General features: G+C 64.5%; 12 protein-coding genes. 6 read left to right on the top strand and 6 right to left on the bottom strand.

Features of this window, described 5'->3' with window-relative positions:
• The first annotated feature begins 136 nt into the window (after window positions 1-136).
• Both M2267_RS04220 and dxs read left to right on the top strand, forming a co-directional pair.
• Window positions 137-1060, top strand: coding sequence for a pirin family protein (locus M2267_RS04220; protein ID WP_429112691.1), 924 nt, complete (start codon window positions 137-139; stop codon window positions 1058-1060).
• A gap of 246 nt (window positions 1061-1306) precedes the next feature.
• On the top strand, window positions 1307-3220 hold the full coding sequence (dxs, locus tag M2267_RS04215) for a 1-deoxy-D-xylulose-5-phosphate synthase (protein ID WP_034801149.1): 1914 nt from the start codon (window positions 1307-1309) through the stop codon (window positions 3218-3220).
• 70 nt (window positions 3221-3290) lie between these two features.
• On the opposite strand, the gene M2267_RS04210 is transcribed toward dxs, so the two are convergent.
• Complete coding sequence (locus M2267_RS04210; protein ID WP_429112689.1) at window positions 3291-5504, bottom strand: methyl-accepting chemotaxis protein; 2214 nt, start codon at window positions 5502-5504, stop codon at window positions 3291-3293.
• A 234-nt stretch (window positions 5505-5738) separates the two neighbouring features.
• Between M2267_RS04210 and M2267_RS04205 the strand changes: the two genes are divergently transcribed.
• Entirely contained in the window at window positions 5739-6509 is a 771-nt protein-coding gene (locus M2267_RS04205) for a TlyA family RNA methyltransferase (RefSeq protein WP_429112687.1), read from the top strand.
• A complete protein-coding gene (locus tag M2267_RS04200) occupies window positions 6506-7756 on the top strand; it encodes a class I SAM-dependent RNA methyltransferase (protein ID WP_429112686.1) in 1251 nt (416 codons plus the stop codon). Before M2267_RS04205 ends, M2267_RS04200 begins: the two co-directional genes overlap by 4 nt.
• A 308-nt stretch (window positions 7757-8064) precedes the next feature.
• Here the strand turns inward: M2267_RS04200 and M2267_RS04195 are convergent, their stop codons facing one another.
• The 4 genes from M2267_RS04195 to M2267_RS04180 all read right to left on the bottom strand — a co-directional run bounded on the left by M2267_RS04195 (window position 8065) and on the right by M2267_RS04180 (window position 15571).
• Window positions 8065-10239, bottom strand: a complete 2175-nt coding sequence (locus M2267_RS04195) for a methyl-accepting chemotaxis protein (protein ID WP_429112684.1) — start codon at window positions 10237-10239, stop codon at window positions 8065-8067.
• Window positions 10240-10568: 329 nt separating this feature from the next.
• A complete protein-coding gene (gene mcpU, locus M2267_RS04190; protein ID WP_429113039.1) occupies window positions 10569-12647 on the bottom strand; it encodes a methyl-accepting chemotaxis protein McpU in 2079 nt (692 codons plus the stop codon).
• A gap of 378 nt (window positions 12648-13025) precedes the next feature.
• Window positions 13026-13778 (bottom strand): crotonase/enoyl-CoA hydratase family protein, encoded by a 753-nt coding sequence (locus M2267_RS04185; RefSeq protein ID WP_429112681.1) that lies wholly within the window; start codon window positions 13776-13778, stop codon window positions 13026-13028.
• An 11-nt stretch (window positions 13779-13789) separates the two neighbouring features.
• Window positions 13790-15571: an acyl-CoA dehydrogenase gene (locus M2267_RS04180; RefSeq protein WP_429112680.1), complete on the bottom strand. Its 1782-nt coding sequence runs from the start codon at window positions 15569-15571 to the stop codon at window positions 13790-13792.
• A 286-nt stretch (window positions 15572-15857) separates the two neighbouring features.
• Between M2267_RS04180 and M2267_RS04175 the strand changes: the two genes are divergently transcribed.
• Window positions 15858-16847, top strand: a complete 990-nt coding sequence (locus tag M2267_RS04175) for a transporter (RefSeq protein ID WP_043625919.1) — start codon at window positions 15858-15860, stop codon at window positions 16845-16847.
• Window positions 16848-16922: 75 nt separating this feature from the next.
• Window positions 16923-17357 (top strand): VOC family protein, encoded by a 435-nt coding sequence (locus M2267_RS04170; protein ID WP_429112678.1) that lies wholly within the window; start codon window positions 16923-16925, stop codon window positions 17355-17357.
• Between the two features lie 130 nt (window positions 17358-17487).
• Here M2267_RS04170 and M2267_RS04165 read toward each other — a convergent pair whose 3' ends face one another.
• Window positions 17488-17940: a BA14K family protein gene (locus tag M2267_RS04165; protein WP_429112677.1), complete on the bottom strand. Its 453-nt coding sequence runs from the start codon at window positions 17938-17940 to the stop codon at window positions 17488-17490.
• Window positions 17941-18117: the final 177 nt, after the last annotated feature.

Raw genomic sequence — 18117 nt, 5'->3', positions numbered from 1 at the left:
CGCTTCACGCGTTTCCCGGAATTGCCGAGATCAGATTGATCGCCGCGCGGAAACACTGCGTCCCGGCTTCGCCCCTACCCGCCTGGTCTCATAGGCGTTAGTACTTGATGCGACAGCAAAAACGGGAGCACGCGCCATGTCTTTCTTTCCAGGCCCCGACCCGCTCGCCGGCGACAAGCCCGCCTGCGACGCCATCGAACATCTGATCGTTCCGCGCACCAGCGACATCGGCGGGCTGCAGGTTCGCCGCGCCCTACCGACGGCGAAGCGCCGCCTGGTCGGCCCCTTCATCTTCTTCGATCGCATGGGCCCGGCGCTGCTGCGCGCCGGCGAGGCGATCGACGTGCGCCCGCACCCGCATATCGGCCTTTCGACCGTCACCTATCTCTTCGACGGCGAGATCAAGCATCGCGACAGCCTCGGCACCGAAATGGTCATCCGCCCCGGCGACGTGAACTTGATGACGGCCGGCCGCGGCATCGTGCATTCCGAGCGTTCGCCCGAAAACCAGCGCGGCCACGAGCGCTCGATCTCGGGCCTGCAGACCTGGCTGGCACTGCCCGACCACAAGGAAGAAATCGACCCGATCTTCACCCACACCGAAGAGCGCATGCTGCCGCATATGAGCGACGACGGCATCAAGGCGCGGGTGGTGATCGGCAATTTCGAGGGTGCGAAGTCGCCGGTATCGGTCTTCACCGACACGATCTATGTGGACCTCAATATCGCACCCGGCAAGAGCGCTCCCTTTGCGGCGCAGTGGGAAGAGCGCGCGCTCTATATCCTCTCCGGCGAGGCGATCATCGCCGGCGATCATTTCGCCGACAACCAGTTGCTCGTCTTCCGCGCCGGAGACGAGATCACGGTCACGGCCGGACCGCAGGGCTGTCACGTCATGCTTTTCGGCGGCGCAGCGCTTGGATCGTCCCGCCACATCTGGTGGAATTTCGTTTCCTCGTCCAAGGAACGCATCGAGAAAGCCAAGGAAGAGTGGCGCAGCGGACGCTTCGACATCGTGCCCGGAGACGAAGAGGAATTCGTTCCGCTGCCCGAGGGCTGACCGCGACCTAAAGTGGCACAGGCTGTGTGCGGAAAACCGCGCAACATTGCCTCATGGTGCTTGAATCGATTTCGATTCACAGAATCATGCGCTAGTCTCTTGGTTGACGACGCAGGAACGCCTAATTTTGCATTCAGCAACGATTGCGTCTAAAGAGCCGCTTCGACGGTACCCACCAACTATCGCGCGCCCGACCTTTGGGGCGCGCATGAGGCATGCAGCGTGACACAACTGCCAACCAATCCGATGCCGGCTACTCCCTTGCTCGACAAGGTGACCTACCCCGACGACCTGAAGAAGGTCGACGACAAGGATCTGCCGCAGCTTGCCGGAGAAGTCCGGGCGGAAATGATCGACGCAGTGTCGCGCACCGGCGGCCACCTCGGCGCAGGCCTCGGCGTCGTCGAACTGACGATCGCCATCCACAAGGTGTTCAATACGCCGCATGACCGGCTGATCTTCGACGTCGGACACCAGTGCTACCCGCACAAGATCCTGACCGGCCGCCGCGACCGTATCCGCACGCTCCGTCAGGAAGGCGGCCTCTCGGGCTTCACCCGCCGCGCCGAGAGCGAATACGACCCCTTCGGTGCTGCGCATTCCTCGACCTCGATTTCCGCCGGCCTCGGCATGGCGGTCGCCGCCGATCTCGACGGCAAGAACCGTAACGTCATTGCCGTCATCGGCGACGGTGCGCTTTCGGCCGGCATGGCCTATGAGGCGCTCAACAATGCCGGCGCGCTCGATGCGCGGCTGATCGTCATCCTCAACGACAACGACATGTCGATCGCGCCGCCGACCGGCGCGATGAGCGCCTATCTCGCGCGCCTTGCTTCCGGCCGCACCTATATGGGCATCCGCGAAGTCGGCAAGAAACTGACCGCCTATCTCGGCAAGACCGTCGACCGCGCGATCACCCGCGCCGTCGAACACGCCCGTGGCTACGTCACGGGCGGCACGCTGTTCGAAGAGATGGGCTTCTACCATATCGGCCCGATCGACGGGCACTCCTTCGACCATCTGCTGCCGGTGCTGCGCAACGTGCGCGACAACGCCAAAGGTCCGGTGCTGATCCATGTGGTGACGCAGAAGGGCAAGGGCTATCCGCCGGCGGAAGCCGCCGCCGACAAGTACCACGGCGTCAACAAGTTCGACGTCATCACCGGCGCCCAGGCGAAGGCCAAGCCGAACGCGCCGGCCTATACCTCGGTTTTCGCCGACGCGCTGACGCAGGAAGCCGGCTTCGACGACAAGATCGTCGCCGTCACCGCCGCCATGCCGTCCGGCACCGGGCTCGACAAGTTCGCCAAGGTCCATCCGTCGCGCTGCTTCGATGTGGGCATTGCCGAACAGCATGCCGTCACCTTTGCCGCCGGCCTTGCCGCCGAAGGCTACAAGCCGTTCGCAGCGCTCTATTCGACTTTTCTCCAGCGCGGCTACGACCAGGTGGTACACGACGTGGCGATCCAGGGGCTGCCGGTACGCTTCCCGATCGACCGTGCCGGTTTCGTCGGCGCCGACGGCCCGACCCACGCTGGCTCCTTCGACACGACCTATCTTGCCACCCTCCCCGGTTTCGTGGTGATGGCGGCTGCCGACGAGGCGGAACTGAAGCACATGGTGCGCACGGCCGCTGCCTACGACGCCGGCCCGATCTCGTTCCGCTATCCGCGCGGCGAAGGCGTGGGCGTCGAGATGCCGGAGCGCGGCCAGATCCTCGAGATCGGCAAGGGCCGTATCGTCAAGGAGGGCTCCAAGGTGGCGTTGCTTTCCTTCGGCACGCGCCTTGCCGACTGTCTGCTGGCCGCCGAAGACCTCGACGCCGCCGGGCTTTCGACCACGGTCGCCGATGCGCGCTTTGCCAAGCCGCTCGACCATGATCTCATCCGCGAGCTTGCCCGCAACCACGAGGTACTGATCACCATCGAGGAAGGTGCGGTCGGCGGCTTTGCCAGCCACGTGCTGCAGTTCCTGGCCGAAGACGGCCTGCTCGACGGCGGCCTCAAGGTGCGCCCGATGGTCATGCCCGACGTCTGGATGGAGCAGGCCAAACCCGAGGCGATGTATGCCGCCGCCGGCCTCGACCGCGCCGGTATCGTCTCGACCGTTTTCAAGGCACTCGGCCAGAAGCAGGACATCGGCATCGGCGCTGCCGGCTGATAGGTCCTCGCATAGCATCAAACAAAAACCCCGGCTCATCGCCGGGGTTTTTGCGTTCTGCATCAGTCGATCAGAACTCCTGCCAATCGTCCTGCGCCACCGCGGCGTTACCGCGTGACAGCGGGCGGGTGGGTGTGAAGCGCTGTGCGGGCGTGGCTGCCGGTGCCGCCATGGCGCGGGCGGCGGTGCGCAGATCTGCGGTCGTTGCCGCGCGCGCCTGGCCCGGAAGGGTGAAGCGGGTGATCAGTTCGCGGAGGCGGACAGCCTCATTGGCAAGCTGGGCGCTTGCGGCGTTGGCTTCCTCGACCATGGCTGCGTTCTTCTGCGTCACCTGGTCCATCTGGTTGACCGCCGTGTTCACCTCGGTCAGGCCCACGGACTGTTCTCGCGAGGACACGGCGATTGCGCTCATGTGTTCGTTGATGGTGACCACATGAGCGCCGATCGCCTGCAGGGCCGCACCGGTGTCGCGCACCAGCCGGACACCGCCTTCGACCTCGACGGACGAATTGCGGATCAGTTCCTTGATTTCCTTGGCGGCCTGCGCCGAGCGCTGGGCAAGTTCGCGGACCTCCTGGGCAACGACCGCAAAGCCCTTGCCGGCTTCGCCCGCACGCGCCGCTTCAACGCCGGCGTTGAGGGCCAGAAGGTTCGTCTGGAAGGCGATCTCGTCGATGACGCCGATGATGTTGGAGATCTGACCGGAGGAATGCTCGATCCGGCGCATGGCCTCGACCGCATCGGCAACCACGCTGCCGGACTTTGCGGCGCTGGCGTTGGCCTCGACGGCGACATGCCGGGCTTCCTCTGCGCGCTTCGTCGAGTTGGCGACATTGGCGGTGATCTCGTCGAGGGCGGCCGCGGTCTCTTCCAGGGCCGCGGCCTGCTGTTCCGTGCGGCGTGACAGGTCGTCGGCGCTCTCGCTGATCTCGCGCGAGCCACCGTCGATCGAGCGGCTCGAGTCGGCGACTGCCGACAGCGCATCGCCGAGCTGGGCGACGGCGCTGTTCAGGTCGTGGCGCAGCTGCTCGAAATCGGGCGCAAAGGGTTCGCTAAGCTGGAAGGCGAGATCGCCGGCGGCAAGGCGCTTGAGACCGCCGGCAAGGCCGGATGTCGCCTGGATCAGGCGGGCCTGTGCAGCGGCTTCGGCGTCTTCTTGCAGGCGAATGCGTTCGGCCTCGGCCCGTTTGCGGTTTTCAGCGGCCTCCGCCTCCAGCCTGCGGTTGGCGATCGCCGCCTGGCGGAAGATTTCGACCGCGCCGGCCATCTCGCCGATCTCGTCCTTGCGGCCGGCATAGGGGATCGACGATGCGACATCACCGTCGGCAAGGCGGGTCATGGAGCGGGTGGTGGCAACGATCGGCCGCGAGATGGTGCGCCCGACGAGGAAGACGGTCGCTGCAATGACAGCAATCGCCGCGACAACGGCCGCCAGTGCGATCGCCTCGAGCGACTTCTGGGTAGACGCACTTTCGGTTTCGGACTTGACCTTCTCCGTTTCGATGGCGCCCGCCATCTGCTCGAACACCGGCTCGACATCGGCAAAGGCCTTCGACATCGTCGCCCGCAGCGCCGTCTCGTTTTCCGCAAGAGCCGCGTAGTCGTTGAAGGCAGTCGCGTAGTCCTTGAGCGCCGCCAGGACCTTGCCCTGCAGGTCCGCACCGCCGAACAGCTCTGCCGGCGCGCCGATGAAAGCCTTCACTTCCTCGGCGTGCTTCTCCACGTATTTGTGGTCGCGCCGCATGATGAAGTCCTTCTCGTGGCGACGCATTGTCAGCATGCTCGCCTGGAGCCCCTTGTCCTTGATCGGCTTCAACAACTCCTCGACCGCATGGACGGCGGTGCGCATCGCGCCCTCTTTGCCCGCCGCCGGATCGAGACCGAGCGTGCGGTTGGCCTCGGCAACGGCCGAGAAGGCCTTCAGGTAGCGATCGTAGCCCGCGGAAATCGTCTGCAGCTCGCTCCGTGTCGACGAGCTGTCGAGCAGCTTGCCGAGCTCGGCCATCGTCGCCTGCGCCTTTGCGGCGGTTTCGTCATGGGCCGCGGCATATCGATCTTCCCTGCGCAGCAGGAAGTCCTTTTCGGCACGGCGGTTCTGCAGGAACTGTATCTCCAGCCTCAGCAAGGCGCGCTCCGCGTCACGATGCACCTGCACCTGCTGTCGATAGTCCTCCTCGATGCCCTTCTCCACGACGAAGATTGCGACGATCGCCAGGATACCGGCGATGGCGATCGGCACGAGCAGACCGATGCGATGGGAGATCCTGAGGTGAAAACGCGGCATGCAGCAACTCCTTGCGCCCGGAGGCGTCAGGTGGGGAAGAACGGATTGTGTCGGGAGGTCCGGCTTGCGGCGGAGAGCCTGCGTCATGCAGGTGCGACATCCCCGCAATGTCGCACCCATCATTTAAGGTTGGGTGAATATTCAGTTATTTTTTAGGGGTTTCTAACTGTGTCCTCCGATCGCCGTGAGCGCGGGGGGCTTGCCAATGCGCCGGCAAGCCGCCATGAGAAGCACATGTCAGAAGATCGCCAGAACGAAGAACACAAGAACCGGGTCCGCCTCGATCAGTTGCTGCTGAACTCGGGGCTCGTCGCAAGCCGCGCGCGCGCCCGTGACGCAATTCAGCGCGGGACCGTCAAGGTCGACGGCCGCACGGTCACCAAGGCAGCGTCCATGTTTGCCGAGACCGTGACGATCACCATCGATGATCCGGCGCAGGACTACGTCTCGCGCGCCGCGCTGAAGCTGGTCGCGGCGCTCGATCATTTCGGGCTCGACCCCGCAGGCGAAAGCTGCGTCGATATCGGTGCCTCGACCGGTGGCTTCACCGAAGTGCTGTTGAAGCGCGGAGCCGAGCACGTGGTCGCGATCGACGTCGGCCATGGCCAGATCCATCCGCGCATCGAGGGCGACGAACGCGTCACCAGCATCGAGGGCCTCAATGCCCGCGCCATGACCGAAGAGGATATCGACGACCGCGACATCACCTTCGTCGTCTCGGACGTCTCGTTCATTTCGCTCAAGCTCGCACTGCCGCCGGCACTCGACATGGCGCTTCCCGGTGCGCACTGCATCCTGCTCGTAAAGCCACAGTTCGAGGCGGGCCGCGACGCGATCAGCAAGGCGGGCCTGCTCAAGGATCCCGAGAGCGCGCCGGATGTTGCCGCCGAACTCGAGCGCTGGCTTGTCGAAGACATGGGCTGGCAGAGCCTCGGGCTCATCCCCTCGCCGATTGCCGGCGGCGACGGCAATGTCGAATTCCTGCTCGCGGGCAAGAAGCCATGACCACCGAAGCCGTCACCGTCAAACGGCTGGGCGCCCAGGGCGACGGCATTGCCGACGGTCCGGACGGACCGATCTATGCGCCCTTCACGCTGCCCGGCGAAAGCGTCGCGCTCGCCGTCAACAAATCGCACGGCACGCTGATCTCGGTGAGAGAAGCTTCTCCCGAACGCGTCGAGCCGCACTGTCGGCACTTCGGGCCGGATGGCGTCAATGGCACCTGCGGCGGCTGCACGATGCAGCATGCCTCGGATACGCTCTACCACGGCTTCAAGCGCGATCTGGTGATCGCCGCCCTGAAGTCGAAAGGCCTGACGCCCGAGGTGGCGCCGCTCATCACCGCCGAGCCGGGCCAGCGCCGGCGTGCGGTTTTCACGGCGCGCAAGACCGAGAAGGACCTGCTGCTCGGCTTCAACCAGGCCGAAAGCCACCACATCGTCGCGATTTCGGAATGTCCGATCGCGAGCCCGGGCATCGTCTCGAAGCTCGCAACCATCGCCAGGATCGGCACTGCGATGGCGGTCAATGCCGAGCCTTTCCGCATCACCGTGCTCGAAACACTCTCCGGGCTCGATCTCAACGTCGACGGCATCAAGAAGCTTGACGACAGCGTGCGCCGCCACACGGTCGAAGCCGTGCTTGGCGAACGCGGCATCGCGCGCGTCAGCCTCAATGGCGAAATCATCGTCGAGCCGGTGAAGCCGGTCATCGATTTCGGCGGCGTTTCCGTTTCGCCGCCACCCGGCAGTTTCACCCAGGCGACGGCACAGGCCGAAGAAGCGATGGTGAAGCTGGTGCTCGACCATCTCGGCAAGTCCAAGCGCGTCGCAGACCTCTTTGCCGGCTGCGGCACCTTCGCGCTGCGCATCGCCCGCAAGGCACGCGTGCATGCGGTCGAAGGCGAGGACAAGGCGCTAAAGGCGCTCGACGTCGCCGCCCGCAATACGCAAGGGCTGAAGCCGGTGACGGTCGAGAAGCGTGACCTCTTCCGCCGCCCGGTCATGGCGCAGGAACTGAAGGTGTTTGATGCCATTGTCTTCGACCCGCCACGGGCCGGCGCAGAGGTGCAGTGTCACGAGATCGCCCGCTCCGGCGTCAAGAAGGTCGTCGCCGTTTCCTGCAATCCGGTCACGCTCGCGCGCGACCTTTCGATCCTGACCGCCGCCGGCTACCGCATCACCTCGGTGACGCCGATCGACCAGTTCCTCTGGTCGTCTCACGTCGAGGCGGTGGTGACACTGGAGAAGTGACGAAGCCTGCAAGGCTGGCCTCAAGCCAATTGCTTCACCGCCGTCCGTGAACGTCGCCCATCGTCGCCGTCATGCTCGGGCTTGACCCGAGCATCCATCTCCGAGCCTCGAATTCCATCGCACTGGATCCTCGGGTCAAGCCCGAGGATAACAGGTGGAGGCGCCGGCGAACGAAGAAGAGGCGTACCAACGACAAGGGCCCGGTTTCCCGGGCCTTTGTCATGTCAGGCTTGAAGCGCTTGCCATTTTGATTCACGGCAAGCGCCCTATCACCTTGTTATTGCAGCGTTCTGTCGATCCACTCGTACTCAGGCCGCGCGACGACGACCACCACCACGCATCTGAACGTCACCCAGATTGAACTGGGCAAGCAATGCGTTGAGCGAGGCGGCTTCGGACGCAAGGCCATGGCTGGCCGCCGTCTGCTCCTCGACCATTGCCGCGTTCTGCTGGGTACCCTGGTCCATGGTGTTGACGGCCGTGTTGATCTCCTGAAGCCCCGTCGATTGCTCACGCGTCGCCGTCACGATCGCGCTCACATGTCTGTTGATTTCCTGCACTTCGGCAACGATCGTCTCCAGCGCCTTGCCGGTTTCGCCGACCAAGCTCACACCGCTCCTCACCTGGTTGCCCGAGGTGGTGATCAGCGCCTTGATCTCCTTGGCGGCCTGTGCCGAGCGCTGGGCAAGCTCACGCACTTCCTGCGCGACGACAGCAAAGCCCTTGCCCGCTTCCCCGGCCCGGGCCGCTTCGACGCCGGCGTTCAGCGCAAGCAAGTTCGTCTGGAAGGCGATGTCGTCGATGACACCGATGATGTTGGAGATCTCGCCCGAAGACTTCTCGATCGCGTGCATCGCGTCTACGGCGTTGGCAACGACTTCGCCGGACTTTTCCGCACCGGCACGAGTACGGGCGACGAGCGCGCCGACTTCCTCAGCCCGGCGGGCCGAGTCCTTGACGGTCGTGGTGATCTCTTCGAGCGCTGCGGCGGTCTCTTCAACCGAGGCTGCCTGCTGCTCGGTGCGGCGGGCGAGATCGTCGGCGGCCGAACGGATTTCCGTCGCACCCGCGTCGATGCCGCGGGCGTTGGCACCGACGGCGCAGAGCGTGTCGTGCAGCTTGGCGACCGAGTTGTTGAAATCGGCTCGGAGACTATCGAGGCGATCGGCGAAGGGGTCGTCGATGCGGTAGGCGAGATCGCCCTCAGCCAGACGGCCAAGGCCCGTCGCGAGACCATTGACCGCCTGCTGGATTTCGGCCGCATCGCGCGCCTTCTGCGCCTCACGCTCCCGGCGCTCGCGCTCCGACAGCGAACGGTTCGCATCCGCCTCGCTTTCGAGCTGCATCTTGGCGATCGTCGCATCGCGCAGGACGCGGAGTGAGCGGGCGAGATCGCCGATCTCGTCCTTGCGCTCGGCCTCGGACAGGTCGACGTCGGTCTCGCCGGCGGCGATCTGGCCGGTGACGCCGATGACATTGGCGACGCGCTTGCGGAAGCGGCTTGCCAGCGTCCAACCGACGATGATCATGATCGCGGCGGCAACGGCAATGACGGCGATCGAGATCATTGCAAGCTGCGAAAGGCCGGCAAAGACCGTGGCTTCGGGAACCGAGACCACGACATACCATTCCGTGTCGGGCAACAGGTTGACCGGAACGGCGACGGCCAGATGCGCGCTGCCGTCCGTGTGCTTCAGCGCGAAGGCCTGACCGGTGTGGCTCAAGAGGTCTCCCCACCCCTCACCTGCAAGCGGCGTGTCCTTCAGCACCTTGCCGAGCACCTTGGCATCGGGGTGGCTGATGATGCTGCCGTCCTTGCTGAGCAGCGAGACGAAGCCGGTGCCGAAGGGCTTCAGCTTGGCGAGCTCGGTCGACAGTTCGCCGAGCGCCATGTCGACGCCGACGACACCGATGAAGGCGCCGTCCTTCTTCAGCGGCACCATGATCGAGGTCATCAGCACGTCCTTGCCGTTGATCGGGTAGACATAGGGCTCGGTGACCATGTCGAGGCCAGTCTTCTTCGGGATCTGGTAGTAGTCGCCCGGACCCGGCTTGTCATAATCGGCCAGCGCCTCGTGGATCACCTTGTCACCGGAGCGGGCGATATAGGGAACGAAGCGGCCGGTCGCATCGTGACCGGGCTTGCCGACGAACTCGGCATCCTTGCCGTCGAAAGCGTTGGGCTCCCAGCCGGTGCTCATCCCGACGGCAAGCGGGTTGTCGACGATCCAGCGTTTCATCAGGGTTTCGATTTCGGCGCGCGAGGGCTCGCCGGTGCCCTTCACCGCATAGAGCGCGGAGCGGATGTTGTTTGCGAGCGTCTTTGCCTCGGCAAACTTCGTCTCGACGCTGCGCGCGCTTGCGGATGCGGCATTGGTCATCTCGGCGATGCTGCGCTCACGCAATTGCTGATAGGAGAGCCAGAAGACGACGGCGGCGGTGACCATCGAGGTCAGAAGGCCGGTCATCACGATGGCGAACATGTTTCTTGCCGTTGCAGTCTTTAGGATCACCGTATGTCTCCCCTCGCGCCTCCGCCATTGCGGTCGTGCGCGGCCAAATCATCGATTGCGTGACGGGCACGCTGAGCATTGGGACAGGTGTCTGGAGCACATCGCGATGATGAATGCTGGAGGCGACGTGCGGGCGAAGTCATTTCGCGGCGAAGAAACGGTATGCGCGACCGCTTTATCAAAGCTTAAGAAACAAGGGGATGACTCGCGATCCTGCAGTGAAAAGCGAGAATCCTGATGCAGTGCGCAAAGAAAAGGCCCGGTCTCCCGGGCCTTTAGCTGTCGAATGTCGGCGAAGACTAGGCTGCGCGGCGGCGGTGGCTGGTCGCCGACGCATAGGCGCTCTGCGTATCACCAAGATTGAACTGGGCGAGCAGCGCGTTGAGCGAGGCGGCTTCGGACGCGAGACCATGGCTGGCGGCCGTCTGTTCCTCGACCATCGCCGCGTTCTGCTGCGTGCCCTGGTCCATGGTGTTGACGGCCGTGTTGATCTCCTGAAGTCCGGTCGACTGTTCGCGCGTCGCGGTCACGATCGCGCTCACGTGCTTGTTGATCTCCTGCACTTCGGAAACGATCGTCTGCAGCGCCTTTCCGGTATCGCCGACGAGCGTCACGCCGTTCCTGACCTGGTTGCCCGAGGTGGTGATCAGCGCCTTGATTTCCTTGGCGGCATTGGCCGAGCGCTGCGCGAGTTCACGCACTTCCTGGGCGACGACGGCAAAGCCCTTGCCGGCTTCCCCGGCACGCGCCGCCTCGACGCCGGCGTTCAGAGCCAGCAGGTTCGTCTGGAAGGCGATGTCATCGATGACGCCAATGATGTTGGAGATCTCGCCGGACGACTTTTCGATCGCGTGCATGGCGTCGACGGCGTTGGCGACCACTTCTCCGGACTTCTCGGCACCGGCGCGGGTGCGGGCGACGAGCGCGCCGACTTCCTCGGCCCGGCGGGCCGAGTCCTTGACGGTCGTGGTGATCTCTTCGAGCGCCGCCGCGGTCTCTTCGACCGAGGCTGCCTGCTGTTCTGTGCGGCGGGCGAGATCGTCGGCGGCCGAGCGGATCTCCGTCGCGCCGGCATCGATGCCGCGGGCATTGGCGCCGACGGCGCAGAGCGTGTCGTGCAGCTTGGCGACCGAGTTGTTGAAGTCGGCGCGCAGGCGGTCGAGACGGTCGGCGAAGGGGTTGTCGATGCGGTAGGCGAGATCGCCTTCGGCAAGGCGGCCGAGGCCGGATGCGAGGCCATCGACGGCCTGCTGGATCTCTGCCGCATCCCGCGCCTTCTGCGCTTCGCGTTCCAGACGCTCGCGCTCCGACAGCGAGCGGTTCGCATCCGCTTCGCTCTCAAGGCGTGCACGCTCGACGGCATTAGCCTTGAACACGGCGACGGCGGCGGCCATGGAGCCGATCTGGTCGGTCCGCTCTTCGCCGGGAATCTCGACGTTGTGGTTGCCCGAAGCGAGCTTTTCCATCGCGCCGGTCATGTCCGTGACCGGACGGATGACGAGGCGGTTGAGGAAGGTTGCGAGGAAGACGAGCATCACGCCGACCGCAAGGATCGTGGCGATGGTCGCGGCAATGCGGAACTGGTCGATCGCCGAATAGGCGGCATCGGCGTCGATAACGAAGCCGACATACCATTCGACCGAGGGCAGGCCCTGGACCGGAACGAAGCTCACCAGCATCGGCTTGCCGTCGAGCTCGGTGTTCATGATGCCGGTGCCGATTGCCGGCGTGTCGATCGGGAAGGCATCGGCAAGCGACTTGGTGACGAGCTTTGCATCGGGATGGACGAGGATCTGGCCGTCCTTGCTCGCGAGGAAGGCAAAGCCCTCGCCGCCGACATCGACGCCCTTGATCATGGTCACCAGGGTTTCGAGCGAGAAGTCGCTGGCGGCAACGCCATAGAGCTTACCGTCGCGCTTGACCGGGACGGCCGCACTGATGATCAGCGCGCCGCTGGACGCGTCGACATAGGGTTCGGTCAGCACGCGGGCGTCAGCCTTGACGGCCTGCTGGTACCAGGGGCGCTGACGCGGATCGTAGCCGGCCGGCATCGGATTGTCGGGCCAGGTGATGAACTTGCCGCTCTCGTTGCCGACATAGGTCGACATGAATTCGCTGGTGAGAACATCGTTCTTCAGGATCGGCTGGACGGCGCCGTCATCCGCGACATTGCCGGTGGCATCGGCAACCATTGCCGTCAGCGTGACGCGGCCGTTAAGCCACTTGGCGACGCTCTGCGCAGCCTGGGTGCCGGAGGAGGCAATGTTCTCCTCGACGGCCTTGGTGGTCGTGTCGCGCTGCAGGCTGTCGATGTATACGGAAAAGCCGGCGAAGGCGCCGACGACGACACAGGACGCGGCAACAAGGATGCGCGTCATGAGGTTCGATCGCTTGGACAAGGTGGGCTCCCAATGGGTGCCGGCGGCGACCGCCGGACATGAGCTCTTGATGATTTTCGCGCAGCATCCATCGTCCGTCAGAAAGACGGCGCGCAGAGGCTGACGGGAAAACGTTGAACATGCCAGAAGGCGGGGCCAGCCCTGCTTCATGCGGCTGGGGCCATCCCGAAAAGAGGATAGGCCTATCGCGCAGGACGCTAGCGACCGGTATTTAAGAAGAAATTAAAATTGATATATGCAAGTTCGCGATAGCGTCGGCAACGGGATCTTTACCGCGGGGCGAGTAGGAGCTTGCCCCCGAATGCAAAACGGGTGCACAGCGGCACCCGTCTCGTCCTTCACGAAATCCAAGCTGGTTCAGCGGCGCATGAAGGCCTCGAAGGCGGCGCGCGCTTCGGCGCTCTTCAACTGCGCTGCGAAGTGTTTTGCTTCCTCGTCGATGCGGGCCAGCACGTCGCTGCGGTCGCCGCGCACGAGATCGCGGGCGATGCGAAGCGCCTCCGGCGGCTTCTTGGCGAGCCGGGCGGCGAGCGCCAGCGTTTCGCTCTCGACTGCATCCTGGCCGACGATCTTCCAGATCAGCCCGGCATCGACGGCCTCGCGTGCGGCGAGCGGCTCACCGGCGGCAAGCAGAGCAAAGGCGCGCTGGTGGCCCATGATGCGCGGCGCGATCAGGCTGGAGGCCGCCTCCGGCACCAGCGCCAGGTCGACGAAGGGTGTCTTAAACAGCGAGCGCTCGGAGGCAACAGTCAGGTCGCAATGGAGATGGATCGTCGTGCCGATGCCGATCGCCAGACCATCGACGCCCGAAACGACAGGCTTGGTTGCGGTCGCGAGCGCCTTCAGGAATTCGATGACTTCCATGCCCATGGAGCCGCCCATGGCGAAGGCCAGGAAGTCCGCCATGTCGTTGCCGGCGGAGAAGCAGCCATCCGTGCCGAGAAAGGCGGTGGCGCGCACGGCCGGGTCACTCGACGCTACCGTCAGCGCATTGGTCATCTTCGCGTACATCTCACGCGTGATGGCGTTTTTCTTTTCCGGCCTGTTGAAGCGGATCACCTGGACGCCGGGGTGGGCTTCCGGCCGTTCGATGAGCACGTGGTCGGTCATGATGGATCCTTTCAAGCCAGAACGGCGCGGGCGACGGCGAGGCTGTCGGCGCCGTTGACGACACGGTCCTTCAGCGCGGCAGTCTCGGCCAGCAGGTTTTCAGCGGCGAAGCGGCAGAGTGCGATGCGCTGATCGTCCTTGCCATCGCTCACTTCCGCCAGACCACCCTTTCCGAGATAGGCGCCGGTCAGCGCCAGGCCGAAGAGGCGCTGGTAGGCGGTGGCGCCGGCGAGTGCTTCCGCGAGCTTGCCGCCGGCAACCGCCGCAATCAGCCACTCGGTCGCGGCCGAAAGATCGTCCAGCGCCGTATCGAGCCGCGCCGCCGTCTCGCCGAAACCGTCGCGGTTCGAGGCGCGCACGGCCGACGCAATTTCGCGCAGTTCGCCGATGAAGCCGCGCACGTGGCCGCCATCGGAAAGCGGCAGCTTGCGGGTGACGAGATCGATCGCCTGGATGCCGTTGGTACCCTCGTAGATCGGCGCGATGCGGGCGTCGCGCAGGTAGCGGGCGGCACCGGTTTCCTCGATGAAGCCCATGCCGCCATGGACCTGGATACCCAGCGAGGCGACATCGACGCCGGCGTCGGTCGAGAAGGACTTGGCGATCGGCGTCAGCAGGCTGGAGCGTTCCTGCCAGAACTTCGCTTTCTCGCTTTCAGCCGCGTGCCCCATGTCGACGGCGTGGGCGCAGGCATAGGAGATCGCGCGGGAACCCTGCGTCAGCGCCTTCATCGTCAGGAGCATGCGGGCGACATCCGGGTGTTCGATGATCGGGCTCATGCCCTGCCCCGTCCATCCGGGCGCCTTGCCCTGGGTGCGCTCCTTGGCAAAGGCGATCGCTTTTTGGGTCGCGGCATCGGCGATGGCCACACCCTGCATGCCGACCGCGAGGCGGGCGTTGTTCATCATCGTGAACATGCAGGCGAGACCGCGGTTTTCCTCACCGATCAGATAGCCGATCGCGCCCTTTTCCGCCCCGAACTTGCCGTCGCCATAGATCATCGTGCAGGTCGGCGATCCATGGATGCCGAGCTTGTGTTCGAGCGAATGGCAGAAGAGATCGTTGCGCTCGCCAAGCGATCCATCCGCGTTAACCAGGAACTTCGGCACGAGGAACAGCGAGATGCCCCGCGTGCCGGCCGGCGCATCCGGAAGGCGCGCCAGCACCAGATGGACGATGTTGTCGGTGAAATCGTGTTCGCCCCAGGTGATGAAGATCTTCTGGCCGAAGATGCGGTAGGTGCCGTCGTCGCGGCGCTCGGCGCGCGTCTTCAGGACGCCGAGGTCGGAGCCGGCATGCGGCTCGGTCAGGTTCATCGTGCCGGTCCATTCGCCGGAAACCATCTTCGGCAGATAGGTGGCCTTCAGTTGATCGGAGCCGTGTTTTTCCAGCGCCTCGACGGCGCCCATCGTCAGCGTCGGGCCAAGTGCGAAGGCCATGGAGCCGGCGTTCCACATTTCCATGGCGGCGACGTGCAGCATGTGCGGCAGGTTCTGGCCGCCGAAGTCTTCCGGGGCCGTCAGCCCGTTCCAGCCGCCGGCGATCCAGTTGTGATAGAGATCGCGCCAACCGTCCGGGGTCTCGACCTTGCCTTCGACGAGGCGCGAACCCTGCTTGTCGCCGATGTCGCCAAGCGGCGCCACCTCTTCCGTCGCGAACCGGCCAGCCTCCGAAAGGATCGCATCGACCAGGTCTTCACCGAGATCGCCCAGCGCGCCTGATTGCAGCGCATCGCCCATGCCTGCCACGTGCTTCAGCGTGAACGCGATCTCGTCGACGGGTGCCTTGTACATGATGATCCTCCCAGATAGCCAGGTCGCGCCGGGCGCTGCCTTGTGCGCCGAACACTATTGATTTTTACGTAAACGTCAACGTCAATTGCCGTCGGCATCCCGAGCGTCGGGCTTCGGCCACCCGTAACAAAACTGTCATCAACGGCGCATAGAAGCCAAGACAGACAGTGCCGCACGTTGTCGAAGACGCGGCGGTCACTGTAGCACTTTGAATGGCTGCATGTTCTGCCCTTCCATTGCCAGCCATGGATCGGAACAGACGGCCCACCCTGGACAAGGCGTTCAGATGAACCTGATTTCCCCCGAAATACCCGGCATCGTCTGGGCCTATCGTTTCGTGCCGGGCGAAAGCCGCTGCCAGCGCATCGCCACCGACGCCTCGATCGACAGCCTGCTTGAAGGCGACGGATGGGTGTGGGTTCATCTGGCGCTCTCGGACGCGCGAACGCCCGCGCTCATCGAGAGGATCGGCAACCTGCCGCCGCTCGCGGTCGCCACGCTGACGAGCCACGACACACAGGCCGCCATCACAGTTTCGGACGATATCGTGCACGGCACGCTCGTCGACTTCGAGCGCACCTTCGACGCGGTGACGAAGACGATCGGCTGGCTGCATTTTGCCGTCAGCGACCGCATCATCATCACCACGCGCCTGCATCCTTTGCGCAGCATCGATCGGGTCAAGGCGGCTGTCGAGAAGAGCACGAAATGTGCACGCCCGATCGACCTCTTCGAGATGATCGTCGTCGAATTCCAGCGCACGCTGATCTCGCTGGTTCTGGAGTTGACCGAGGACCTGAACGTCATCGAGGACCATGTCTATGGCGAGGCCGGGCATCGCCAGCAGCCGGGGCTTGCGCCGCTGCGCAGGACCGTGGTGCGGCTGCATCGGCACCTGCGCACGATCCTCGCCTTGCTGCGGCGTGCGGGCGCATCGGATGAGGACGAGGTGCCGCCGGGCTTCATCGACGCAGCGGAGCGGCTTTCCGACCGGCTGGAAGCGGTCGACCGCGACGTCTTTGCGCTGCAGGAGCGGGCACGGCTGCTGCATGAAGAGATCGACAGCAAGATCTCCTCGGAGACCAACCGGCATCTTTACATCCTGTCGCTGATGACCGCCTTCCTCTTGCCGCCGACGCTCGTCACCGGCTTCTTCGGCATGAACACCGGGGCACTGCCCTTCGCCGACGGCACTGGCACGCTTTACGCAGCGCTGTTCATCGCGCTCTCCATGGCCTTTGCCTGGTGGATTCTCCGGCGGATCGGCATTCTCTGAGACGCCGCTCGGAACCCTCACCAAGCGTTCGGTGTTGAAGAGAGCGACCAGAACGACACCGTGGAGATTGGAAGCATGGCGCTCAAGCGAATGGACAACATAGGTATCGTCGTCGAAGACCTCGAAGGGACGATCGATTTCTTTCGTGAACTTGGCCTTGAGCTCGAAGGTCGGGCGGAGATCGAAGGAGAATGGGCCGGGCGTGTTACCGGACTTGGCGATCAGCATGTCGAAATTGCCATGATGCGCACGCCGGATGGCCATAGCAGGCTTGAGCTTTCCCGCTTCCTCGCGCCGCCGGTCGTCGCCGATAACCGCACGGCTCCGGTCAATGCGCTTGGCTACCTTCGTGTCATGTTCGCCGTCGACGACGTCGACGAGACGCTCGAGCGGCTTCGCAAACGCGGTGCGCAACTGGTCGGGGAAGTGGTCCAGTACAAGGACGCCTACCGGCTTTGCTACATCCGCGGGCCTGAAGGCCTGCTCATCGGGCTCGCCCAAGAACTTTAGCACCGCCAAGACAAGTTCTCGCCCGGGCACGACGGTGCTATCGGCCAGTCCCAGCGCGCGCAGTGAGGGGTCTCATGCGAAGCCCGGCGCAAAAAGGCCGGGAGCGGAAGCGCCCGGCCCTGCCTCCCCGTTAGCTATAGGGCGAATAGCACTGGCGACGCGGACCGCCATAGGGCTGATAGGTATTGTCGTAGGCCCGGTAGGAGCGGTAGCGGTCGTAGCACCACTGCACATGGCGGCTGCCATAGACGGGCGCCGGACGCGTGTAGCGCGGCGGCTGGGCAATCGCTCCGCCGATGATGACGCCGGTGCCGAAGGCTGCCATCGGATACCACCAGCCATTGTAGTAGCGATAGCCAGGACGGCGGTAGTTATAACCGCGGTAGCCGTTGTAGTAGTAATAGCCGCCGCGACGCTCCATGCCCGGTCGGCGATACTGGACGTTGACCACATCGTTCTGCCGCTCGACGCGCGGCGGGGTCGGCGTGAAGGCCTGCGACGGGGCAGCCGACGTCACCAGCATGGCCGCCGCAACGGCCACGGAAAACCACCGGCCCATCCCGGACTTCAGCACGTTCTTCATCAAATCCCTCCATCACCGAAAGCATGTTGCGCGCCCCCGGCTTCGGGATGCCGCGACATTTCAACCTTTTCCATGATTTCACCCCGACCGAGGCCGATCCGGGGATGTCCCTCAGCCGGGAAATCCGAAATCGACCGATAACGCATAAGTCACCGGTTTTGTTCCATCTTCCGCGTC

It is taken from the genome of Ensifer sp. KUDG1 (assembly GCF_050434285.1).
GTDB lineage: Bacteria > Pseudomonadota > Alphaproteobacteria > Rhizobiales > Rhizobiaceae > Ensifer.
Note: the sequence above shows the minus strand (reverse complement) of the source record. Positions and strands in the feature narration are given on the sequence as shown.